Here is a 22,125-nt window from a genome sequence, read left to right as displayed (position 1 = left end):
TCGCGGTCAGTAACCCAGCGCGTTTCGTAGGTCGACGTTCACCAGGTGACTGACCTGGTCGCGCAACCAGTCGATGGTCTGCTGACTCGGTGCCGGCGCGTGAGCCAACAGCGTCCATCGAAGACGAGTCTCCGGGCGTAGATCGAACTGCAGCAGAACATCCGGAACCGTCGGCCACGGCGAACTCCACACGACGCGGTCGAACTCGCTGCTCTCGACAATTCCAGGCAGAGCGGCACCCTCGAACATCACCGGCCACGCAAACCCGCGATTGGACGGATGCAGGTCGGGTCGCATCAACGCCTTCCACACGAACCGGGTTGGCGGCGACAACACCGCAGTCCTGCTCGCGAGAACCATCATGGGCTCACCGTACGCAGGTAACCACTCTGGAGTCTTGCTATTTTTCGCGCACGACCGGTCCGTGGGGGCCATGTACTGACGACAGACAGAGCTGTGCCGTGACGCTTGTGTGGGTCGTTATGCGGGTTGTCGTGGTTCCTCGTCGCCGGCATCGCCGGGCTTGTCTGGCGGGTACAGCACTTCCTCGGGGTGGTGGGCGTGGTTGATCAGTCCGCGGCGCTTGGGGTCCATTCCGGCTGGTGGGTGCCAGAGGGTGCGGCCCGGGTATCGATGTCCTGCTGTGGTTTTGGTGGTGGCCCATTTGCCGGGGCCGGTGCCGACGAGTGCGTGGTGCATGTCGCAGCCGAAGGTGAGGGAGTCGATGTCGGTGTTGCCGCCGTCGACCCAGTCGGTCACATGGTGGGCTTGCGACCACGTTGCCGGGCGGGTGCACGACGGAAACGAGCAACCTCGGTCTCGGGCGATGAGGACGATGCGTTGATCGGCTGAGGCGATGCGTTTAGATCGGCCGAGGTAGAGGGCACGTCCGTGGTCGTCGAAGATGGTGAGGTAGTGGTGGGCGTGGGAGGCCATGCGGATGGCGTCGCGGATGTTGACGCGTGATCCGGTGGCGGTCATGGCGTATCCGCAGCCGGCTTCGAGATCCCGCAGCGACATTGTCACTATCGCGGTGACGGGTAGACCGCGGTGCGTGCCGAGTGTCCCGGATGCAAGTGTCTGCCGTAGCGCGAGCTTGAGGGCGTCGTGGCGGCGTTCGTTTTGGGTGCGTCGATCCCGCGCGGCGGCAGCATCACGTATATCTGCCGCGTCGTCTGAGTCAGCAGCTCCGTCGGGCGCCGCTGCGTCCTTGGGTGCGGCTGTGCCGTCGGACCCTGTGCCGCAACCACAGTCGACACCGTCGCAGTCGTCATCGTCACCGCAGTCGCCGTCACTGTCGTAGTTCGTCTCATCCCACAAGCCCGCATGACTGGACCCGGCATCGCCCGGAAAGGACTCGGGCGTCGGCGTAGTAGCGCTGCCGCCCCCGCCGTCGTCATCACCGCCGGCCTCGTCTTTGTCGTCGTAGCTGGTCTCGTCTTTGTCCTCGTTGCTGGTCTCGTTGTGGACGACCGATGTCGGGTCGGCAGGATTGTTCACCCCCGGCTTCGCGGCCTTGGAGAACAAAGCTTCGAGGTAGGCCCGTAGTTCGGAGTCGACGCAGAACTTCCCTTCCGACATACCGTCGGAACCCTGTTCACCGAGATAGAAGAACGCATCCCGTCGCTTGCGCGGCCTCGGCTTTCCGTTCTCGTCGTCGTCATCATCGTCGTGATTGCCGTCGGGGTTGAGGATCGAGTCCAGGTGCGCCACCAACGGCGCGAAGTCGTCGGGTCGTCGGGTCGATGCGAGACCCACCAACTGCTCTTCGGCGAGATCGCGTGTCTGTGGGTCAGTCCTGGAGGGCAGGTGTCTGAAGAATTCGCGGATCATCTGCACGTGTTTGGCGTCGAGCAGCCCTGCCCGCAGCGCTGCAGCGGTGTGCGGCAGCAACGGGGGCAGTACTTCGCCGGAGAAGGAGGTGCGGTCACCCAACTCCGCAGCCAGGCGCACTCGGGCTCCGGCTGCTCGTGGGGTGATCCGGAGCATCCATGCCACCGACGACGGTACCGATCCCGGGTACACGTCGAGGCCGTGTTGGCTGATCAGTTCGTTGAGCCAGGTGTGCGAGTACGCCGTCACGGACCGCGACACAGTTTCCATGCGTTGAATCACCGCACGCCGGTCGGCATTCGTCCACGACACCGACCCCTGCCCGGCCAATTCGGCGACCGTCGATTCGACGGCTGAGACCAGCGCCGACAGTTCGGGATCGGACACATCGGGAGCTGGCGGCACCGTCTCGATGCCGTCCACCCCTGATCCGCCGTCCCCCGAAAGCATGAACAAAATCTACCGCGACCCACCGACAAGTTTTCGAACACACGTACGAGCCTCGCGCGGTGACCGTCCTTGACCCGAGCCTCCCGGGTGACGGTGATACCAATGGCGTCATGACAACGCGGCCGAACCACACGAGATCTTTTCGCCGCGGCGTGATCGTGACAGGAACGCTTCCCCTCTTGTGGTGGGGTATCAGCCTCGCAGCGGGCGCATCGGGTATCGGCTACGACGCCATCGGGGACGTCGTAGTCACGTGGAACATCACCACGGCCGTCGGCTTGATCGTTCTCCTTCCCGCTGCAGTCTTCTCCATTGCTGGCAGTCTCGAACTCCCGTCGCCCCAGAGCTCGCACCGAGGCCGTTGGTACGCGACCGTCGGACTCGCCCTCACAACGGCGTATTGCCTGCTGATCGTGATCAACTCTGTCCTTGCCGTCTACGGCGGCCCTGTCCGCCGCGACCCGAACAGTTGGAGTCCCGAGCTGTCCACACCGGAGCAATGGGCGGTTGGCGGACCCTACGCACTCTTCTTGATCCCAGCAGGGGCAGTGCTGACAAGACTTTGGAGTACCCGAACGAGCCCAGCGTCCAAGACACAACGGGCAATCACTTGACCTCGACGGCACTTGAGGTCATACCCTGTCGGCCATGACAGACGCGAATCCGTGGATACTCGACATCCCACCGCTTCAGGGCCTCGGATTGATGCGACTGACCGACGACGGCTGGGGGGACGAGGACCGAGATCCTGGAGTCTTGATTCGCACTGCCATCGAGGCAGGCGTGACGTTGCTCGATACAGCCGAAATGTACGGCAACGAAGCAACAGTGGGGCGCGCGTTGGGTTCTCATCGTGATGAGGTGACGCTGTGCAGCAAGTTCGGCGTCTACTGGGGTGAATCGGGTCGCTTCGACGACTGGTCCGTCAAGGCCGATCCGCAGACGGTTCGCAGTGCGATCGACGGCACGCTCGAGCGGCTCGGCGTTGACTACCTCGACGTCTACTACCTGCATCATCGCAGCGAGGACACACCGATCGAGGACACGGTCACCGCGATGGCGGAACTGAAGTCGGCGGGCAAGATTCGCCACCTCGGTTTGTCCAACATCACGGTCGACGACATCCGTCGCGCACACGCAGTACATCCCATTGCCGTTGTGCAGCAACAGTGGTCGCTCGCCCATCGTGAGGCGGAATTGTTTCTGCCGACTCTTGCGGAGCTCGGCATCGCCCTCGTCGCACATTCGCCCCTCGGGCATGGCAATCTCACCGGCACACATGACACGCCCCTCGATGTCGCTCTCGCGGGGGTCGCCTTGAACAGAGGGGTGACACCCGGCCAAGTTGCGTTGGCATGGGTTCATCACCGCGGTAGTCACAGCGGGGCGACGGTCGTTCCGCTGCCCGGAACCACCAGCATTTCCCACCTGCGCAAGAACGTCGAGGCAGCGCACCTCATCCTGAACGACTCCGACATCGAGCTCTTGGACGCCGCCTTGTAGTTCGAGTTTCCGTTCCGTTTCAACGGGGAAGACCGACCGCATGTCCGAGCTACCTCCTCCTCCCTCCATCGCCGACGCTTTCACCACCGAGGACGTCGTTGCCTGGGTTGCCGAGCATCTGGGCGACCTGACGCGCGAGGGCCCGGAAGGCATCAGGGCGGGAGGCATTCGCGGCGGTCAGTCTGCTGCCGATGCCGCGCTGGCCGGCCTCGACATCACCGGCTACGCCCGCGATCGCAGCACCGTTCTCCCGGTGAATCGCCGCGGCGCGAGCCGCATGTCGCCGTACATCCGCCACGGGTTGCTGACGCTGCGGGAGGTCTGGGACGCCGTCGCCGACGCTCCCCCACGCGACCGTTCCCGCTATCGGGACGAGCTGATGTGGCAGGAATATGCCCGCCATCTCTACGCGCGCACCGGGTCCCATCTCGGCCGTTCGCTACGCCGTGAGCAGCCGAGACCGCAGAACTGGACTGCGCAGCCGTGGCCCGAGGAGATGAACTGCATGTCTTCGGTGGTGGGTGAATTGCACGACGACGGGTGGCTGGTCAATCAGACTCGCATGTGGCTCGCCTCCCAGTGGGCCGTGCGTGCCGGGGCGACGTGGCGCGATGGCGAGGACGAGATGTTCGCCCACCTGCTCGACGGCTCGCGCGCGGCCAATCGTCTCGGCTGGCAGTGGACGGTCGGGACCGGAAGCGGCAAGGTCTACGGCTTCAGCCGCTGGCAGGTGAACAAGCGGGCACCCTCACTGTGCCGTAACTGCGCACTGAAAGATGCCTGCCCCATCGAGAATTGGCCCGACGACGACCTCGGGCCCGCGGTCGACGGTCCCGATCTGAACAAGGCACCGGTTCCCGCTGGCCCATCCGAGGCGGAAGGCGAAGGTGCGCAACAAGTGTGGCTGACCGCGGAATCGTTGAGTGGAACGGATCCCGCACTGGCCGCCGACCCCGACCGACCGGCGGTATTCGTCTTCGACGAGCCACTGTTGCGCCGACTGAAGCTATCCGGCAAGCGACTGGTCTTTCTCGCCGAGACACTCGGGGAGATCGCAGCGACTCGCGAGCTGGAAGTTCGCAGAGGACGAGTGGCCGAAGAACTCGCCGGGCGATCGTTGGCTACCACCTGGGCACCCGTTCCCGGTTTCGCGCGCATCTCGGCCACCCTGTCCCCGCAGGAATTGCACCCGTGGCCGTGGTTGACGCGTCCCACGACTTCCTCCGTCCGCTCGTTCAGTGCGTGGCGACGCAGTCACTCAACCGCGCTACCGCGGCCGAACGGTGATCTGCCCTTCCTCACTGTTGGCGGACACCGTCTTCGGTGATCTCGGGTCGTTGACCACGTCGACGACGACGTCCCCCTTCTCGGATCTGGCGTCGACGGCATAGAAGTCGGCAGGCGGAAGCCCGATCGTCGTGTCACCGATCACGTTGCGCGCCTTCACCGATTCCGGCGCAGTGCGTGATTCGACAGTGATCTCGCCGAAGGTCGTAGTCACCTCGACAGCGGTCGCCGTGGCATCACTGATCTTCACGTCACCGAAACGCGTGTCCACGCGCAGAGTGCCTGCCGATCCACGGGCGAATACCGATCCCGACGCTGTCGAGATGTCCACGTCGGCGTCGACATCGGACAATACGACGTCGCCGTTTGCGCCGTCGACCGTCAGGGTCAGATCAGCCGGGATCTGCAATTCGACATCGGCGTCGCAGGATCCATATTTGTCGTAGGCGCATTCCACCGCCACGGTCGATCCATCCGCGGCGATATCGATCGTCGGACTGTCTCCTCGGTAGATACCGTGCGCTCGAACATGCAGCGAATCATCCGGACTGGGCACGAACTTCAGATGCGCGAACCCGGTCGTCACGGTCAGCTGCGAGCCGTCGATCGTGTGATCGACCGAGTAGTCGTAGTTCTGAGTCTTCGGAACGGAGAAGCCGAGGGCGATCGCAGCAGTGGTGCCGGCTCCGGCCGTACCGACCACGACGACCGCGGTGGTGATCGCCAACGAGTAGCGCAACAATGGAATTCGATTCATCGAATAGCTCCCAGGTATCGAAGGACTGCCATGACCCGGCGGTGATCCGCACTGTCGCCGAGCAGACCGAGTTTGGCGAAGATGTTTCCGATGTGTTTTTCGACTGCTGCTTGACCGACGACCAGAGTGGCCGCGATGCCGGCATTGGACTTGCCTTCGGCCATCGCCGTCAACACCTCTCGCTCTCGCGGCGTCAGCGAGTCCAGTGGATCCGAACGTGGTGCGCGCGCCAGAATCTGCTGCACCACTTCGGGATCGATGACCGTTCCGCCGTCGGCGACGGTCTTCACCGCGTCGGAGAATTCGTCCACATCGGCGACGCGATCCTTGAGCAGATATCCGACGCCGTCCGTGCTCTGTCGAATGAGCTCGGCCGCATACCTTTCCTCCACGTACTGCGAGAGCACCAGTACTCCGACATCGGGCCAACGCTCGCGAATGACCAGTGCCGCTCGCAGTCCCTCGTCGAGAAATGTCGGAGGCATCCGTACGTCGATGACGCAGACGTCGGGCAAGGGCTCGGTAGCCGACATCAGCGTCAACAGCTGCGCCGCGTCACCTACCTTTCCGATCACCTCGGCACCGGAGTCGATCAACAAACGTGCAACACCCTCACGTAGCAGTACCGAGTCGTCGGCAATGATCACTCGCATGGGATGGTCACCTCCACTCGTGTCGGGCCACCAGTCGGCGAGGTCACGGCCAAGGTTCCATCGATTCCACTGAGTCTGTCGGCCAGTCCGGCCAATCCACCACCGGGCTCCAGATGCGCTCCGCCGCAACCGTCGTCGACGATGGTGACTGCAACGGAGGACTCGCCGCGAACGACGTTCACCTGCACGTGGCCGGCTTTGGCGTGCTTGCCGACGTTGGTGAGAGCCTCGGATACCACGAAGTACACCGTCGATTCGGCAGTGGCATTCAGCCGTCGCTCGCCGGTGAGGGCCGGGTCGATCTCGATGGTCACCGGAACCGTGGACAACGCCGCGACCGAGGACAGTGCTGCGTCGAGTCCGCGATCGGTCAAGATCGGGGGATGCAGTCCACGCGTCAACGTCCGTATCTCACCGATTGCATTCTTGGCCTCTCGATGTGCATCGTCGAGCAGACTTCTCAACACCACGTCCTCGGTAGCGGATGCGCGAGACTTCGCTTGCCCCAGTGACATTGCCACCGAGACCAGCCGTTGTTGGGCACCGTCGTGCAGGTCTCGTTCGATGCGTCGCCGCTCGGCATCGGCGGCGTCGACGACGCGAGCACGGCTCACGGTCAGTTCGTTCACCCGCTTGCTCGACTCGGACTGTCCGAGAAGTGCTGCAGCGCTCCACCAATCGAGTTTTGCGAGCAGGGTCGTCAGTGGCGGAACGCCGGCAACCAGTACCACCAGAGCTGCCACTCCGATCAACGCGACCAGTGGGAAGTCCACTCGTTCGGCAATCTCCAGGCCCGTGCCCTCGGGATCGGTGACCAACCACGCGATCGGGGCGGCCGCAAGAACAGGAAGCGCCAGGAAGAGCGCCGGCAGCAAGAACAGCAGGGCAGCCGAGATCGGAATACGAATGATCCAGTAGACGAGCGACTTCCACAGCCCGACGTCGCGGACGCACCACACCAACTTTCGCCAGCTGGTCGGATAGACGATGGTGTCGGGTTTCGTGATCTCGATGCCGCTGGTGAGGTCGATGCCCGCTCGTGCCGCGATGTCCAGCCAACGAAGGACCACGATCGTGAACACGAAGACGAGTACACCGCTGAGGGCGAACGGCAATGCGAACACCGCGAACAGGAGCAGACCGACGATCAGCCAACCGCCCAGGCCGGCGAACGTCGTCGCCAACAGCGACGCCATCGCCAACCACCACTGCTGCGAAATCCACGCTCTGAGGGGATTCAGGGGAATCGGTAATGCCTGGTTCATGCGGATGAGCCTAAGTGGGCAGTTGCCGGGGCGTCCTCACTGTGAACCCACGACGTGAGGTAGGGCCAGCCCTACCGTCGGTACGTGGGTCGACGCGCGATTGCCCAGCTCAGGCGTCGAACACGCTCGTCTTCTCCCGAACTTGTCGGAGCCCGGTGATATCAAGGATGTAGAGACAAACGACAGAAAGGGATTCGCATGTCCGCCAGCTTCGATACCTGCCACGGCACACTCGTGATCCACGCGGTCGGCGGTGCGGAGTGCACGGAGCCGAACTGCGTGGACCTCGAGTACGTCCGCCATTTCCTGGTTCTCGAATGCGAGGAGGTCACCGGCGGTTGCCAGTGCACTGCCCTCGTGGAGCTCGCTCAGGCGTCCTGACGCCGGATCACCGGCTGCTGCAGTTCGGTCACCCAGTTCTCCTGCGGCTGCGGCTCCGATACCAGGTAGTACTCACGGCAGATGCCCGAGAGTTCGTAGCCGTTGGCCTCGATCCACGCCGTGAATTGCTCCCAGGTCTCACCGATCGTCGCCATAGAACCGTGGTGAACAGTGGTTACCGCGAGCTCGACGGGCGGAAGTTCGCGAACCTCGTAGCCTTCACCGGCCGCTACTTCCGGTCCTACCTCGAATGCGGCATGCACGACAATGCCCGTACCGTCCCCATCGTCGACGGCCTCGTACATGGCGATAGACGACGGACCGAAACTCACACCGTGCGCGGCCAGCGTCTGGGCGAGTCGTGCGTACATCGGCCCGATCACGGGGCCGATGTTCTCGGGACCGAACCCGGGGGCGGTCTCGCTGACGACGGCTATCCGGTTGGGCGGTAGCGACTTGGTGTCCACGGTGATCATCGAAATCCCTTCGGTGTGGGAGAGCCGCGCATCGAGTCGGCGCAGGCGAGCGGCGTCGAGGTCGATCCGATGGGCGACGTCATCGCGCTTGGCGGCGAGCATCTCACGTAGCTCAGAGTCACTGACCTGGGCGTGCACGATCTGCGTCACCTCGTCGAGCCGAAACCCGAGATCCTTGAACATCAAGATGCGACCCAGAACCTCGAACTGCGTGCCGTCGTACGAGCGATAGCCCGTGAACGGATCAACCCGCGCCGGCGTCAACAGCCCGATCTCGTCGTAATGCCGAAGCATCCGAACCGACACCCGGCCGATCGATGCGAACTCTCCGATGCTGAACATGACCCTCCAAGACTCCTGTCTCACACAGTGTGAGGGTCAAGACCAGAAAATCGGGTGCAGTGGACCGCTCTGAGCGCGGTCTACTGCACCCGATCTTCACGGCACGGGGATCCGGTCCAGTCCCGTCGGATAATGCAGTGGCAATCCCGTCTCCCCCACCCCGAGCTCGAGGATCGCCCACTGATGCGGGTCGATTGCGAGGAGACCGTGATTGGAGACGATCAACGACGTTCCCCGGAATGCCACCGAAGCCGGGGTCGAATAGGGAATCGAGCGGGTGACGCGATCGACGATGGCCGGCAAGTCTGCCACCACAGCACCCGTACTCGGGTCGACCACCTGGATCGAATTGTCGATGGGGTTCGAGATCGGCACGTAGATGCGTCCGCTCGTTCCGATCGCCAAGCCGTCGCCTTGCCCGACCACGGCCACCTTTTCGAGCGGCCCCGGTGCACCGTCCGAGTCCGGCGTAATGCGGTACACGTCGCCACGACCGATCGACGTGATGTCCGGGGCGAAAGACATTGTCACCACGAAGTCGAGACGCCCCGCCGCGTCGAACTGCATGCCGTTGATGCTGTAGATGGATGCGAAATCAGCGTTGTGATACCAGATTTGGGCCGCTCCACCGCCCGCGGGAACCTTCCAGATGGTGGCCTGATTCAGGTCGCTGACGTACATTGCCCCATCGGGTGCGAACGTAGCCCAGTTCGGCCAGGCCGGTCGATCGACGGGCGACGGTTCGCACGGAATACCCACGGCCCCAGCACAGGTCGGCAGATCAGCGAACGTCGCGTAGACCTGTTGCGCTCCGGTCGCCGGATCGATGCGCACGGCCCGCGCTCCCGAGTAGTCGAGGGCGTACACCCGACCGTCCCCGTCGAGAGCGATGCCGTTGACGCCATGTTCTGCGGGTACGTGATCGACCAACGAAAACGTCTCGAGCAAGCGGCCGTCGGCATCCCAATGCCACACGTCCGCAGACGAATTGGGCCGATTCGATCCCGACCAGATGCTGCCGTCCTCGGGATCGATTGCCATTCCTTCGGGCTGCCCCGGTAGCGGAACGACAGCGATATCCCTCGTCTGCCCGTAGCCGAGGGGACCAGCGGTGGGTTGGGCCGCTGCCCCTGGCACCGTCACGACAGTGCCCGAGATGCAGCTCGCTACCAACGCCAGAACGAGAACCCCGGTCCGACGGCCGATCATCGAGGTGTGATGGAACCGAGGAACGACGTGGTCCAGATTGCCGAATTGGCTGATCCTGCAGCGTCGTTCGTAGGAACCAAGCCGTTGAGCGTCACCTGGCCGCCGGTCAGACCGAGGGCGGGCTGCGGCGGCAAGGTGAACCCGCACGACTGCTGCACGGTGCCCGGCTCGATGGGCAGATCGGTACGACGGCACTGTCCGGTCGACGTGGCCGTGAGCGCAGGAGTGACGCCGTAACTGGTGATGCTCAGCGATGCGCCGAAGTCCGGCGACGACGGGTTCTGGTAGCAGATCGACGCCGTGGCGGCGACGTCCTCGGAAGGTTCGGTCGATGCCGCGCCGGTGGCGGCGTCCACGGATACTGCGTGGATCTCGGTGGTACGCACACCTCCAGGGCAGGCAGGAGTGCTACCGGTCGAGACCGAGTTCACCTCGCGGCCGACGCTGTACTTGACCGATCCCGTCGGCTGCGGCGTTCCTGCGAGGGGCTCCGGCACGGGAGCGGTACCTTCACCGAGCGTGTAGAGGGTCCACAACGAGCCGGTACGCCCGTCCGGCAGGCGGAGCGGATTGGCGATCGAGTTGCTGGTCGCGACACCGTCGGTGACCCCGGATTCGTTGGGATTCACTCGCAGAACACAATCCACGGCCGCGCGTCCGGGCGAGCCGATCATGAACTCGAGACCGCACGGCCCGCTCATCGACAGCGTGCCGAGGCCGGGTGCCGTCAGTGCGCCCCACTGGTCGAGAAAGGCCTGACCGTCGACCATCGGCCCGTCGCACACGTAGATGGGTCCGACGTTCTGTGCGGTGGGGTTCTGCAGGAAGCCCGTCGACGGATCGTTGGTGAAGGTGTACATCCGCGCGTCCAACCGCTCGACCACGGTCAGCGAGCGCGGCGAGCCGAAGTAGTCGTTGCATGCGGCGTTGTCCTCGGCAGTGGGCCGCTGGCCGCTGTCGACGGTGCGAAAGACGCTGAAGCTGCCCGGCCCGTTCTCGATCGAGCCCATCACGGTCGCTGGTGCCGGGCTGGGCGCAGGATCCGCCGACGCCGTGGCAATCGGACACAACGCAACCGCCACTGCAGACACCACGACGGCGCGCAACCACTTGTTCGACACTTGATTCCCCCCGGAAAAATTTGGATCCACACTCGGCGCGGATCGGGCTCACCCCGCCGAGGAGAATAACGCAACAGGCGTTGAGAAGCCAGCGTTCCAGGAAGATTGCTCGGATCGGAGATTTCGGCCGCAATTTCCGGACCTGTCGGGTCGACACAGCTATGGTTCGACGGGCACATTCACCGACCGAGGAGTACTCCATGAACAAGCGATTGGCTTCATATTCAGTTGCAGCACTGGCAGTTTCCGCGTTCTTCGTGGCATTACCGTCCGGAGTCGCGAACGCAGCTCCGTGTTCGGACGTCGATGTCTCGTTCGCCCGCGGAACCGGCGAATTCCCCGGCCTTGGGATCACCGGCACACCGTTCGTCGATCGGTTGAAGTCCGAGCTGTCGGACCGTTCGGTCAGCACCTATGCCGTGAATTACGCGGCCGATTTCACCCAGGCCAGCGCCGGTCCCGGATCGCGCGACCTCGTCGGACATCTCAACTCCGTTGCCGCCTCCTGCCCGTCGACGAAGTTCGTGATCGCGGGATACTCGCAGGGCGCGACAGTGGTCACCAATGCTGTCGGTGTGCGAACCCCCAGCAGCATCACCGGTGCCGTCATCCCGGCCGCAATAGCCGATCGAGTCGAGGCAGTCGTCGTCTTCGGCAATCCGATCGGACTGCGCGGCAGCAAAATCGAAACGGCCAGCGCCACCTACGGCCCGCGGGCCCGCAGCTTCTGCAACTTCGGCGATCCGGTGTGCCAGATCGGCGGTTTCAACACATTCGCGCACCTTCAGTACGGAACCAACGGCTCCACGACGCAGGGGGCACAGTTCGCGGCGTCTCAGGTCCGTAGCTGATCTGCTCGCGAACCGTCAGAAGAATCGATGCGCAGAGCCGGCGGGCTCGGCCGTGAGAAAGGTGGGTTCCGGCAGTCCCGATCGTGTTGCTCTGCTGTTGATCTCGTCGGCCACCGCATCGATTCGATCAGCGGGAACCAACGCAATCGCGGAGCCGCCGAAACCCCCGCCGGTCATTCGGGCCCCGTACGCACCGGCGCGCAGTGCCGCGTCGACAGCGCTGTCCAGTTCCGGTGAACTGACTTCGTAATCGTCCCGCAGGGACGTGTGCGACGCGGTCATCAGGGCACCGAGTTCCGCGCCGGCGTTACCACTGTCCAGTAGCTCCGCAGCTCGCTCCACGCGTCGAATCTCACTGGTGACGTGGCGGACTCGGGCAACGAGTGTCTGGTCGTCGAGCCCTGCCACTGCCTGATCGGGGTCGAGTCCGCGCAACGTCGTCACCCCCAGTTCGGCGTATGCCGTGTCGAGGGCCGCTCGACGCGCTCCGTACTGACCGTCGACCAGCCGGTGCGGCGCATTGGTATCGATCACCAACAATCGCGACCCCGAGCCCGCCAGATCGAGGGGAATCTGGCGCGTCGAACCGTCGAGACAGTCGAGCAGCAGCGCATGTCCCGGCTCGGCCGACATCGCGATGTTCTGATCCATACCGCCCGTCGACGCGCCTGCGATCTCGTTCTCGGCACGAATGCTCGCTTCTATCAGCACCTTTCGATCGAGTCGAAGATCGAATAGGTCGTCCAGAGCCAGGGCGAAGGAGCATTCGAGGGCCGCCGAGCTCGACAGCCCCGAACCCACCGGCACCGAGGAGTGCACGGCCACATCGACTCCGCCGACTCCGTGGGTGTCGAGTGCCCAGGACACCCCCGCCACGTAGGCAGCCCAGCCCGACGGAGTGCCCGGCCCGATGTCACCGAGTTCACCGGTCCACGCCTGGTCCGTGTGCGTCGATACGGCGCGCATCGTGGTGTCCACACGGCGGCGCACGGCGACCGCAGTGGCGTACGGCAGCGCAAACGGCAATACCAGTCCGCCTGCGTAATCGATGTGCTCACCGATGAGATTGACCCGGCCCGGCGCGATCCAGACACCGTCGGGTACGCCGCCGAACGCACTGCGGAACAACTCCGCCGCTCGGTCGGCAAGATCCTCCTCGGCGACGACGTCGAGCCAGTTCATGCCAGCACCTCGCGCAGGCGGTCCGCAATTCGCTCGGGTGTCGTGTCGTTGATCCACGCCCCCATCGCGGATTCCGATCCGGCGAGGAACTTCATTCGACCCGGTGAGCGCATCATCGAAAACAGTTGCAGGTGCAGGCGTCCCAGCTCACGATCGGCTCCCACGGGTGCCTGGTGCCACGCCGCGATGTACGGCACCTCGTCGACGCCCTCGAAGAACGCATCGACGCCGCGCAGTAGATCTCGGTAGACCGTGGCCAGCTCGTCCCGCTCGACGTCGCTCAGCTCGGCGAGGTCCGCGACGTCGCGACGGGGAGCGAGGTGCACCTCGACCGGCCAGCGCGATGCCGCGGGCACGTACGCAACCCAGCGCTCGGCGTCGACCACGATGCGCCGACCCGAGCGCAGTTCCGCGGCCAGTACATCGGCCAACAGGACTCGGCCCGTGCGCTCGAAGTGGTTGCGGGACTGCCGCATCAATGCATCCGTCCGCGGCGGGAGGTACGGGTACGCGTAGATCTGACCGTGCGGGTGGGTCAGGGTGACGCCGATTTCCTTACCGCGGTTCTCGAAGCAGAACACCTGCTGGACGCCGGGGATCGCGGACAGAGCCGTGGTGCGATCGGCCCAGACGTCGATGATCGTGCGGACACGGGACAGTTCCAACGACACGAAAGACGTATCGGGATCGCTGGCGAAACAGATCACCTCGCACCGTCCGGTCCCCGGCATCAGCGGCCACAGCGCCTCGCCATCGACTTCTGCCGACAGTGATTGCTGCGCTGCGGTTTCGGACAATGAAGGAAAGCGGTTCTCGAACACCACCACGTCGTAGTCCGCAGCCGGAATCTCGGTCGCCGGGCGGCCGGGGCGACTCGGGGCCAGCGGTGACGCGTCGGCGGGCGGCAGGAACGTCCGGTCCATCCGCTGGGCGGCCATCACTATCCACTCACCGGTGAGGACGTCGAACCGCATCTGCGACAACGACATCGACGGCGTGAGTGCTCGCGTATCGACCAGGTCACGGGTGGCTCCACCGGAGACGTACGGTTCGGTGTCGTCGTAGTAGATCAGCTCACGGCCGTCGGCCAAGGTGGTCGACGTCTTGCGCATCGAGTGCGTCGTGCCGTCATGCGCGGTCATCGAGTGCTCGTTTCCTCGTTCGTGTCGATGGCTGGGCCTACGGCGATCACCACGTCGTCGACCCTCTCGGACAACGTGTCCTGCACGCCGGGGTCGAGTCCGGCATCGGTGACGAACACGTCCACGCGGGAAAGCGGGATGATGTTGGCGAGCGCCCGAACACCCCACTTGGTGTGGTCGGCGAGCACGATGACGCGACGCGACGACGCAACCAGCGCTTGGTTGGTCTGTGCTTCCATCAGATTGGGGCAGGTGAGCCCGGATTCGAAGTCCACTCCGTGCGTTCCGAGGAACAGCATGTCCAGGTGAATGCTGTGCAGCGCACCGACCGTCAGCGGTCCGACGAGTGCGTAGGAGGGCGTGCGTTGCCCGCCGGTGAGCAGCACGGTCTGATCGGTGCGGCCACCGGTGTGGAAGACGTCGGCGACGGGAAGTGAGTTGGTGACGACGGTGATGTTCGGTACGTCGAGCAGTTCCTGTGCGAGGGCGTGCGTCGTGGTGCCACCGGAGATGCCGATGGAGGTTCCGGGCCGAACGAATCGTGCAGCGGCGCGAGCAATGGCACCCTTGGCATCTCGATCGAGTTCCGACTTCGCGGAGAAGCCCGGCTCGAAGGCGCTCGCCGACCGCGGCAGCGTCACACCGCCGTGCACGCGCTCGACCAGACCGCGGGCGACGAGTTCGTTGATGTCGCGTCGAATTGTCATGTCGGACACTGACAATGCTGAGCCGAGATCCGCGACCTTGACTGCGCCCGCAGCCGTCACCTGGTCGAGAATCTTCTGTTGGCGCTGATGAGCGAGCATCAGCCGGCGTCGCGCCGTGCCATGTACATGAGCACAATATGAACTAATATGGCTCAGAAGTCAACATAAATGAACAATTCCGATCAGCAGCCGTGTTCACGAGCTTGCGGGCTCGTCCCAGTTCACTCGCGAAGCCATGCTCAACAGCTTTGCTCGACGCGTCTCGTTCGTTTCGCCGATTCGAGCAATGCGTCCGTATACGTGCGCTCGAAAGTCGTTGTGATCGTGTCGATTCTGCCCAGCCGCGCCGGAGCGGATGCAGTTGTGCAGTAGCGCCCTGAGCGTGTCGTACTCCTCTCGCGGTACCGCCGGCCACGAATTGACGACGAGTCCGGTGAGTTGTTGCCGCTGATGAGAGCGTCGGACCCTCGTCTTGTCGGGATGAATGGCGAAGCCTTCGTCGTGGGCGATCTGCGAGACCGCCCACAAGAGCGTGTCGACCTTCAGGTCTGCACCGCCGGAGAACGCAAGATCGTCCGCGTAGCGGCTGTAGCGAGCACCCATCGACCTTGCTAGGCCCGAGACGCGGATATCGAGTTGTCGCGCAGCGAGATTGGCCAGAGCCGGTGACGTGGGCGCGCCCTGCGGTAAGTGTGTCGTGCGAAGTTTCGCCGCGGTCGGACGATCCATTCCGATCAATTCGGCCGCCGGGGTGACCGTCGTGCACAGTGCAGCGAGATTCGCCGCGACCCTCCGCGGATAGCCCACGGCCTCGAAGATCGCGACCACTCGATCGAACCCGATGGACGGGAAGAAGCGTCGCAGATCCGTCGAGACCACCACGTCGCGTTCGGAGTGTGGAATCGCGAACGTCCTGGGACTGCGCGCCTTCCTGAATCCATGCGCGGCAGGATGGGGCGGAATACGATCGAGTATGCGGCGCAATATCTTTCGTTGAATCTCCCGCAGACGCGGCTTCGGCACTTCCAGCAAGCGGATGCCCTGACGCTTGTCGAGCCGAGCAGATCGATAGTGCTGCAACGGGAACGGCGCGGTGCGCAGCCTGCCCTGCTGGTCGGCGAACCATTCGATCTCGGAAACGGTCAGGTCGAGTGACTGCGCGAGCTGACCGGTGGTTTCGTAGCGCGGCACCTCGAATCGCCACGGCTTGACGCTGTTACGCGTCGGTCTCTGCGCGGATACCGACGGCTCCGGAATGAACGGAAGATCGCGCAGCAGAACGAAGATCGACGCCTCGTCGAACGGCGGACTCGGATACAAGTTCAGGACGCGGTCGGCCAACCACGTTGCCTTGTCAGGGATGAGACGTGCGAACGCCACCTCGAGACCGGAACGCGTCCACTCCGCATCAGCGGCCAACCGCGCCAGTGCTGCGGCGGACCATGGCGTCAATTCGCGTTCGGTCATGCGCGGGTGTCGATCAGGTGCGGTGCTGTGACATGCAACGGCGCGGGGCGACCGAAATCTTTCGTCCTCGGAGCTGCCAAGCACGCGGAGCGTGCAGACCAGCTTCGGACGCAGTGCTCGATTTTCGTGATGTACCCAGGGGTTACCCCTGAGACCGGTCCCGCGGACCAACTCTCGCCCACGCGCCGCTGCATCCCTCCACCATGCCAAAGGGAGGCGGATCTGTCAGTGCGTTGCCCGCAGGACTTCAGGGAAGTATCGCGTCGACGGCACCCATGACGATGGTGGTCAACGACGGCCCGCCGGTTCCGAACGCCGCAGCCACCACGATCCCGATGAGAGTATCTTCACGGGACGGTGACACCGATGGGCACGCCCTCGCAATACGAACCGCAGATCTCGCCGTCCCGGTACGTCCGATCCACATCTCCGTAAATACCCGTCTCGACGACCACCGCAGTCGAATTCACGGCACCGTCGTCGCAAGCCTCCACGACGGCAACCCTGTCACAGCTACAGATCGTCCTGAGTTCGGCGCGCTCGGGAACCGACGAGGGCTGTGCTGCGTCCAAGAACGTAGACGTTCGGGAGAAATGGGTGAGGCAATGCGCAGGGCATGTCGATGGATACCGGCGATTTGTGCACTTGTGCTGGTCGCGGGGTGCTCGAGCACAACGGGAGGCGACGCTCTCGCCGACGCGACGTCGAGTGCGACCAGTACCTCGGCTTCCACCCCGACGCCCTGGGACCCATGCACCATCCCCGACGAGGCCATCGAGCGAGCGGGATTGAACGTCGCTACCAAGGAGTCGGGGGTCTTCGGAAGAGATCAAAACGGATTCAAGATCTGCGGATGGGAAAGCCAGCCGCCGAGCAGCAAGTATTACGTGCGAGTCTTTGTCGGTTTCGAGACCTTGGACTTTGTCGACGATCCGAGTTATTTCAACCGACTCGAACCCGTTCAGGTTGGCACTCGCGACGCCACTCAGTATCAGCAACTCGCTGCCGACTCGTCGCGCAACTGCGGTGTCGCCTTCACCGCCGGAGCTGAGTTGATCAGGGCAACGCTGATCACAGCGGGGCAGGTGGACACGCCGCCGTACGACCCGTGCACCGAGCTGAACGCTTTGGTAGCCATTCTCGACTCCGAACTTCCCGCCTGACTCCAGCAACCGAAAGGCGTAAACCGTGGCTGATTCCCAACCCGACCTGCTCGCGCATTGGAAGAACCTCAATGCCCAAGCCGACGCTGGCATCATCACCATCCCCGCTGATGTCGCCGCCAAATGCGACGCGGCCTGTGTCACCTACCTCGCGCACCTAGAGCAGATGCAGATCGACGCGATCGCTTTGACAGAAGCCAAAGACTGGGGCAACTTGCCGTCCGCCGAAGCCCTGCGCGATAAGTTTCTGAAGAAAGCCACCGGCACCGATCGCTCCCTTGACGTCATTCTTCAGCAGCACATCGAGGTCATCGAATCGATGCGGATGCTTTTTCGTCGCTACTTCGACGAGACGACCGCCACCGACGAGCAGACATCTGCCAAAATCGTCGCGCTCACTTCCGAGAATTGACAGAGAGCAACAGCTTTCGCCCGACCCAGTTACTCGGTCCGTTCCCGAAGCACCCGTCGGGTCACTGCCACCGTCGCCGCCAAAGCGAGAGCCGAACAGCCTGCGACCACCGACAACACAGTGGGCCAGGCGACATGCAGGCCAACCTCGGTTCCCGTCACCTGCGACAAGCCGGCCGCCATGCCATACAGCGGCGGCACCGTGACGATCAGGCCGAGTACAGAACCGATTGCCACAACGATGGCAGTCTCACCGACCGCCATCGCCAGCAGTTGGCGGTCAGTGCCCCCGGATCCTTTCAGGGCAGCGATGTCTGGCCCGCGACGGGACGCCGACATTGCCATGCTGTTCGCTATCGCGAGACCGCTGTATCCCACCGTCATCGCAATCAACACCGTCGCAAGCCAATTGGTGAGGCGCGCGTCGACCATATAGTCCTGCAGCGCAAAGCTGTGGGCATCCTCGACCATTGCACCAGCGGTCAGCTGTGTCGGTGCCTGACTTTCCGGCAGGAAGACGATATCGGTCAGTGCGGATGGATCATGACTGCGAACCGATGCGCGAGGCAACACGAACGACCCACGAGCGGGTCGAGTGGAAGCACTTGCGACACCACCACTGACTCGGAGTTGCCGTCCAGGAACGTAACCGACACCGCCTGACCGGCTTCGACCCCGAACAACTTCGCCGTCGGCTCGTCGAGCACCGCCTGACCGGGTGCGGCGTACCGCTCGTCGAGGCTGCCCACCGCGTCCACGACAGTCACTTCCCCCTTCGCACCCGACACGAATACTCGGGTCGGCAGACCTGCTCGCGTTCCAGCTGCGCCGGCAACTGTTTCGGCTACGACCTGGTCGCTGAGCCCCGCCGTCCCATCGGACGTCACGAGCGCAAGGCCGCGCAATTGCTCGGTCTGCTCGGCCGGATATGCCGCGGCCATTGTCTGCACCATTCCGCTCAGCAACACCGCAAAGCCGACGGCAGCAATGACCGGGGCAGCGGTAGCAGCTGCACGACGCGTACTGGTGGCTAGTTCCGCTCTGACGAGCATCGTTGCTGCCGAATGGGATCGACGAACAAGAGGCCACGTCACAATGCTTGCGATCGGCCCGATCAGCACCGGTACGAGCAGCGACGCAGCGAGAATCAACAGCATCGCTGCACCCATTGCGGTGGCCATTCTGCTGTCGGATCCTGTGGTCGCCGTCAACACCGTCGCACCCACACCTCCGATGAGCGCGACAAGTCCGGCGATCCAACGTGTCGTCGTCATCGGACGTCGTTCTACTGCAGCGGCGAGCAGCGCTTCGATGGGAGCGACCTTGGTGGCGGTTCTGGCGGCCGCCCAGGCTCCGGACACTGCGACGACAACTCCAAGACCTACGGTGATGGCCAAGGGCCACAACGAGATACGAATAGTGAAGTCCGGAGGTTGAACGTCGAGCATCAACAGCAGCGTCCGAAGTGCCGGAGCTGCGGCGACGCCGAACGCGGCACCGACCAGGCCACCGACGAGACCGATCGCGGCTGCCTCACCGAGTACCATGCGCCGAACTTGTCCCGATGAAGCGCCGACAGTCCTGAGCAACCCGATCTCACGCCGGCGTTCGGACGTCGCCAGCGCGAGTGTCGATCCGACAACGAAGACAGTCGTGAACAAGCCCAGTACGGACATCGCGACGATGAGCTGACTTCCCAAGTTCCGTCGGTGCGAGACGAACTCGGGCTCCAGAGCAGCGCGATCGGCACCGGTAGCAACCCGGCCCCGATCACCGAGCCGCTCTTTGGCCGTCATGGCGAGTTCCTCGACTGCTGCGTCGGGCGCCGCTACGATGCCGATAGCGCGTACACCGGGATTCAGCTGTGCTGCAACGTCATCTGTGAAGTAGAGGCCCGATCCCGCAGATGTTCCCGACACAGTGAAAGTGGTCAACCCTGCCGCAAGGTTGACCGAGACCGATTGACCGGCATCGATTCCCAACGAATGAGGAACCACGACCTGGCCAGAATGTGCCGGCGCTACACCGGATGTCAGCTGCTGCGGCGTCAGCTGCGTACTCGACCATCCGTGTCCGGCTTCCTTTGCTCCCTCGTCGAAGACCGGCGCACCGTCGATGAACGGCTGGGCGTAGAACGACCTGTCGATGACAACAGCCTGCGCTCCAGGCACGGTGCCGAGATCGTCGGCAATCTGCCGAGCGCGGCTTGCGCTCCATGGAATGAAGTCGGCTTCTTTACCGAACTCGTTCTCGGCCTGCGCAGGTAGCACAAGGACGGCTGCACCCTCGAGCCGCGGCTGTACCACCGGGCGTGAGGAGTCGTAGACGATGAGTGCGGCGCTGATCAAGGCGGCTCCGAACGTGGTGGCCAACACCGCGGCCAGGAGGCTGCGCCACTGCGTGCGAAGGTTGGCCAGAGCGAGCATCACTTCTCCAGTCCGGTCATCCGGGCCGCGATGACAGCAGCGTTCTCCGGGCGTCCGCGTTCGATCTCCAGCGAGTCGACGATGCGACCGTCCTTCAAGAAGATCGCCCTGTCCGCGTACGAGGCGGCGAGCGGGTCATGGGTGACCATCACAGTGGTCTGGTGTTGATCATCGACGAGCGATCGCATCAGTGACAGAACATCTTTCGAAGCACGAGTGTCCAAGGCACCGGTCGGTTCGTCCGCGAAAAGCACATCCGGGCCGGTGATCAGAGCACGCGCCAGCGCAACACGTTGCTGTTGACCTCCGGACATCTCAGCGGGACGATGCGCCGCGCGGTCCTCGAGCCCTACTTCGGCCAGCGCTGCCGTCACCTCGTGCGCTGGAACGCGGCGACCGGCGAATCGCGCCGGCAATTCGACGTTTTGCGCCGCGGTCAGCGAGCCCACCAGATTGATAGCCTGGAAAACGAATCCCACGTGCCGTCGACGCAATTCGGTCCGCGCCTTCTCGCCCAAGGCTGCTATGTCGGAGCCGGCAAGTGTGACACTGCCGCTGGTGGGGCGATCGAGGCCCGCTGCGCAATGCAGGAGCGTCGACTTGCCAGAACCCGACGGCCCCATAATCGCGGTGAAACTCCCCCGCTCGAAGTCCATCGATACGCCGTCGAGAGCTGTAACCGCACGAGTGTCTTCGCCATGCACCTTGCGCACGTTGTTCAGTTGGATCGCAACTGCTTGCCTTCGAGTCATACAGTCATCGAAGCCGCTTTCCGACCGCCACACAGTGACGTGCGCACTACACAATATTCGGGGGCCAGCCCTACCTCGCCCGACGCAAACTCGGCTGACCGTGGTCGAGGCGGAAGTTCGGGAACCGACGAGGCCCGTCCTGCGTCCAAGAACGTAGACGTTCGCGAGAAATGGGTGAGGGCAATGGGTAGGGCGAGTCGATGGATACCGGCAACTGCGGCACTTCTGCTGTTCGCAGGCTGCTCTAGCGCCACCGATGGTGATGCACTTGCCGAGACGATATCGAGTGCGACCGGTACCTCGAGTTCCACACCGACGCCTTGGGATCCATGCACCATCCCCGACGAGGCAATCGAGCGAGCCGGATTGAACGTCGCTACTAAAGAGTCTGGGGTCTTCGGAAGAGATCAAAACGGATTCAAGATCTGCAGCTGGGAGACGCAACGTCCGAGCAGTGAGTACTTCTTCTCGATACTCGTCGGACTGGAGAGCATCGATTACATCGACGATCCGAGTTACTTCGACCGACTCCAACCCGTTCGAGTGGGAACGCGTGACGCCACCCAGTACCAACAACTGTCTGCTGACGCGTCCCGAAACTGCGGTGTCGCTTTCGCAGCCGGGCCTGAATTGATCAGAGCCACAATCATCACCAGTGCGCTGGTCCAAAACCCGCTGTACGCACCGTGCGTGGAGCTGAACTCCCTGGTCGCAGGGCTCGACTCAGAACTCCCCAGCTAAATCCAT

Annotated in this window: 23 protein-coding genes; 8 read left to right on the top strand and 15 right to left on the bottom strand. The window is 63.7% G+C overall.

What is annotated here, in order from left to right; translation table 11 throughout:
• Window positions 1-6 precede the first annotated feature (6 nt).
• Together ACNEOT_RS02875 and ACNEOT_RS02870 are read right to left on the bottom strand one after the other, a co-directional pair.
• The gene (locus ACNEOT_RS02875) at window positions 7-363 is read right to left on the bottom strand and encodes a hypothetical protein (protein WP_415971966.1); all 357 of its coding nucleotides are present in this window, start codon (window positions 361-363) and stop codon (window positions 7-9) included.
• Between the two features lie 117 nt (window positions 364-480).
• Window positions 481-2,283, bottom strand: a complete 1,803-nt coding sequence (locus ACNEOT_RS02870) for a DUF222 domain-containing protein (RefSeq protein WP_415971965.1) — start codon at window positions 2,281-2,283, stop codon at window positions 481-483.
• 110 nt (window positions 2,284-2,393) lie between these two features.
• Here ACNEOT_RS02870 and ACNEOT_RS02865 point away from each other — a divergent pair, with 110 nt between their 5' ends.
• Genes ACNEOT_RS02865 through ACNEOT_RS02855 form a run of 3 tightly spaced genes read left to right on the top strand, consistent with a single transcriptional unit; the run spans window position 2,394 to window position 5,113 of the window.
• Window positions 2,394-2,897 carry a hypothetical protein gene (locus ACNEOT_RS02865; RefSeq protein WP_415971963.1) on the top strand — a complete coding sequence of 168 codons (504 nt, stop codon included), beginning with the start codon at window positions 2,394-2,396 and terminating at the stop codon, window positions 2,895-2,897.
• A 34-nt stretch (window positions 2,898-2,931) separates the two neighbouring features.
• Window positions 2,932-3,786 carry an aldo/keto reductase gene (locus tag ACNEOT_RS02860; protein ID WP_415971961.1) on the top strand — a complete coding sequence of 285 codons (855 nt, stop codon included), beginning with the start codon at window positions 2,932-2,934 and terminating at the stop codon, window positions 3,784-3,786.
• A 40-nt stretch (window positions 3,787-3,826) separates the two neighbouring features.
• Window positions 3,827-5,113, top strand: coding sequence for an FAD-binding domain-containing protein (locus tag ACNEOT_RS02855; RefSeq protein ID WP_415971959.1), 1,287 nt, complete (start codon window positions 3,827-3,829; stop codon window positions 5,111-5,113).
• Here ACNEOT_RS02855 and ACNEOT_RS02850 read toward each other — a convergent pair.
• Genes ACNEOT_RS02850 through ACNEOT_RS02840 form a run of 3 tightly spaced genes read right to left on the bottom strand, consistent with a single transcriptional unit; the run spans window position 5,054 to window position 7,748 of the window.
• Entirely contained in the window at window positions 5,054-5,830 is a 777-nt protein-coding gene (locus tag ACNEOT_RS02850; protein ID WP_415971957.1) for a DUF4097 family beta strand repeat-containing protein, read from the bottom strand. The two genes, ACNEOT_RS02855 and ACNEOT_RS02850, sit on opposite strands and share 60 nt — an antisense overlap.
• On the bottom strand, window positions 5,827-6,483 hold the full coding sequence (locus ACNEOT_RS02845) for a response regulator (protein ID WP_415971956.1): 657 nt from the start codon (window positions 6,481-6,483) through the stop codon (window positions 5,827-5,829). The genes ACNEOT_RS02850 and ACNEOT_RS02845 overlap by 4 nt, the downstream gene beginning before the upstream one ends.
• Window positions 6,474-7,748, bottom strand: a complete 1,275-nt coding sequence (locus ACNEOT_RS02840; RefSeq protein ID WP_415971954.1) for a histidine kinase — start codon at window positions 7,746-7,748, stop codon at window positions 6,474-6,476. The genes ACNEOT_RS02845 and ACNEOT_RS02840 overlap by 10 nt, the downstream gene beginning before the upstream one ends.
• 198 nt (window positions 7,749-7,946) lie before the next feature.
• Between ACNEOT_RS02840 and ACNEOT_RS02835 the strand changes: the two genes are divergently transcribed.
• Window positions 7,947-8,129: a hypothetical protein gene (locus ACNEOT_RS02835; protein ID WP_415971952.1), complete on the top strand. Its 183-nt coding sequence runs from the start codon at window positions 7,947-7,949 to the stop codon at window positions 8,127-8,129.
• On the opposite strand, the gene ACNEOT_RS02830 is transcribed toward ACNEOT_RS02835, so the two are convergent.
• From ACNEOT_RS02830 to ACNEOT_RS02820, 3 genes are all read right to left on the bottom strand, one after another.
• On the bottom strand, window positions 8,117-8,947 hold the full coding sequence (locus ACNEOT_RS02830) for a MerR family transcriptional regulator (protein ID WP_415971950.1): 831 nt from the start codon (window positions 8,945-8,947) through the stop codon (window positions 8,117-8,119). The genes ACNEOT_RS02835 and ACNEOT_RS02830 overlap by 13 nt on opposite strands.
• Before the next feature lie 96 nt (window positions 8,948-9,043).
• Window positions 9,044-10,156: an SMP-30/gluconolactonase/LRE family protein gene (locus tag ACNEOT_RS02825; protein WP_415971948.1), complete on the bottom strand. Its 1,113-nt coding sequence runs from the start codon at window positions 10,154-10,156 to the stop codon at window positions 9,044-9,046.
• A complete protein-coding gene (locus ACNEOT_RS02820) occupies window positions 10,153-11,277 on the bottom strand; it encodes a hypothetical protein (protein WP_415971947.1) in 1,125 nt (374 codons plus the stop codon). The genes ACNEOT_RS02825 and ACNEOT_RS02820 overlap by 4 nt, the downstream gene beginning before the upstream one ends.
• Before the next feature lie 200 nt (window positions 11,278-11,477).
• Between ACNEOT_RS02820 and ACNEOT_RS02815 the strand changes: the two genes are divergently transcribed.
• The gene (locus ACNEOT_RS02815; RefSeq protein WP_415971945.1) at window positions 11,478-12,128 is read left to right on the top strand and encodes a cutinase family protein; all 651 of its coding nucleotides are present in this window, start codon (window positions 11,478-11,480) and stop codon (window positions 12,126-12,128) included.
• A 15-nt stretch (window positions 12,129-12,143) separates the two neighbouring features.
• Here ACNEOT_RS02815 and galK read toward each other — a convergent pair whose 3' ends face one another.
• From galK to ACNEOT_RS02795, 4 genes are all read right to left on the bottom strand, one after another.
• Window positions 12,144-13,310: a galactokinase gene (gene galK, locus ACNEOT_RS02810; protein WP_415971943.1), complete on the bottom strand. Its 1,167-nt coding sequence runs from the start codon at window positions 13,308-13,310 to the stop codon at window positions 12,144-12,146.
• On the bottom strand, window positions 13,307-14,422 hold the full coding sequence (gene galT, locus ACNEOT_RS02805; RefSeq protein WP_415973630.1) for a galactose-1-phosphate uridylyltransferase: 1,116 nt from the start codon (window positions 14,420-14,422) through the stop codon (window positions 13,307-13,309). The genes galK and galT overlap by 4 nt, the downstream gene beginning before the upstream one ends.
• A 26-nt stretch (window positions 14,423-14,448) precedes the next feature.
• A complete protein-coding gene (locus tag ACNEOT_RS02800; protein ID WP_415971941.1) occupies window positions 14,449-15,258 on the bottom strand; it encodes a DeoR/GlpR family DNA-binding transcription regulator in 810 nt (269 codons plus the stop codon).
• 96 nt (window positions 15,259-15,354) lie between these two features.
• Window positions 15,355-16,626 (bottom strand): reverse transcriptase family protein, encoded by a 1,272-nt coding sequence (locus tag ACNEOT_RS02795; RefSeq protein WP_415971939.1) that lies wholly within the window; start codon window positions 16,624-16,626, stop codon window positions 15,355-15,357.
• A 647-nt stretch (window positions 16,627-17,273) separates the two neighbouring features.
• On the opposite strand from ACNEOT_RS02795, the gene ACNEOT_RS02790 reads away from it, so the two are divergent.
• Together ACNEOT_RS02790 and ACNEOT_RS02785 are read left to right on the top strand one after the other, a co-directional pair.
• Window positions 17,274-17,789: a DUF3558 family protein gene (locus ACNEOT_RS02790; RefSeq protein WP_415971937.1), complete on the top strand. Its 516-nt coding sequence runs from the start codon at window positions 17,274-17,276 to the stop codon at window positions 17,787-17,789.
• A gap of 25 nt (window positions 17,790-17,814) precedes the next feature.
• Window positions 17,815-18,201: a hypothetical protein gene (locus tag ACNEOT_RS02785; protein WP_415971936.1), complete on the top strand. Its 387-nt coding sequence runs from the start codon at window positions 17,815-17,817 to the stop codon at window positions 18,199-18,201.
• 29 nt (window positions 18,202-18,230) lie between these two features.
• Here ACNEOT_RS02785 and ACNEOT_RS02780 read toward each other — a convergent pair whose 3' ends face one another.
• The 3 genes from ACNEOT_RS02780 to ACNEOT_RS02770 are packed head-to-tail and all read right to left on the bottom strand — an operon-like array spanning window position 18,231 to window position 21,378.
• Window positions 18,231-18,671, bottom strand: a complete 441-nt coding sequence (locus ACNEOT_RS02780) for an FtsX-like permease family protein (RefSeq protein WP_415971935.1) — start codon at window positions 18,669-18,671, stop codon at window positions 18,231-18,233.
• A gap of 56 nt (window positions 18,672-18,727) precedes the next feature.
• Complete coding sequence (locus ACNEOT_RS02775; RefSeq protein ID WP_415971934.1) at window positions 18,728-20,626, bottom strand: ABC transporter permease; 1,899 nt, start codon at window positions 20,624-20,626, stop codon at window positions 18,728-18,730.
• Window positions 20,626-21,378 (bottom strand): ABC transporter ATP-binding protein, encoded by a 753-nt coding sequence (locus ACNEOT_RS02770; RefSeq protein ID WP_415971933.1) that lies wholly within the window; start codon window positions 21,376-21,378, stop codon window positions 20,626-20,628. Before ACNEOT_RS02770 ends, ACNEOT_RS02775 begins: the two co-directional genes overlap by 1 nt.
• Here ACNEOT_RS02770 and ACNEOT_RS02765 point away from each other — a divergent pair.
• Window positions 21,325-22,119 (top strand): DUF3558 family protein, encoded by a 795-nt coding sequence (locus ACNEOT_RS02765; RefSeq protein ID WP_415971931.1) that lies wholly within the window; start codon window positions 21,325-21,327, stop codon window positions 22,117-22,119. The two genes, ACNEOT_RS02770 and ACNEOT_RS02765, sit on opposite strands and share 54 nt — an antisense overlap.
• Window positions 22,120-22,125: the final 6 nt, after the last annotated feature.

The sequence above is a fragment of the Rhodococcus sp. 077-4 genome (assembly GCF_047782425.1).
GTDB lineage: Bacteria > Actinomycetota > Actinomycetes > Mycobacteriales > Mycobacteriaceae > Rhodococcoides.
This window is presented reverse-complemented; position numbering and strand designations above follow the sequence as displayed.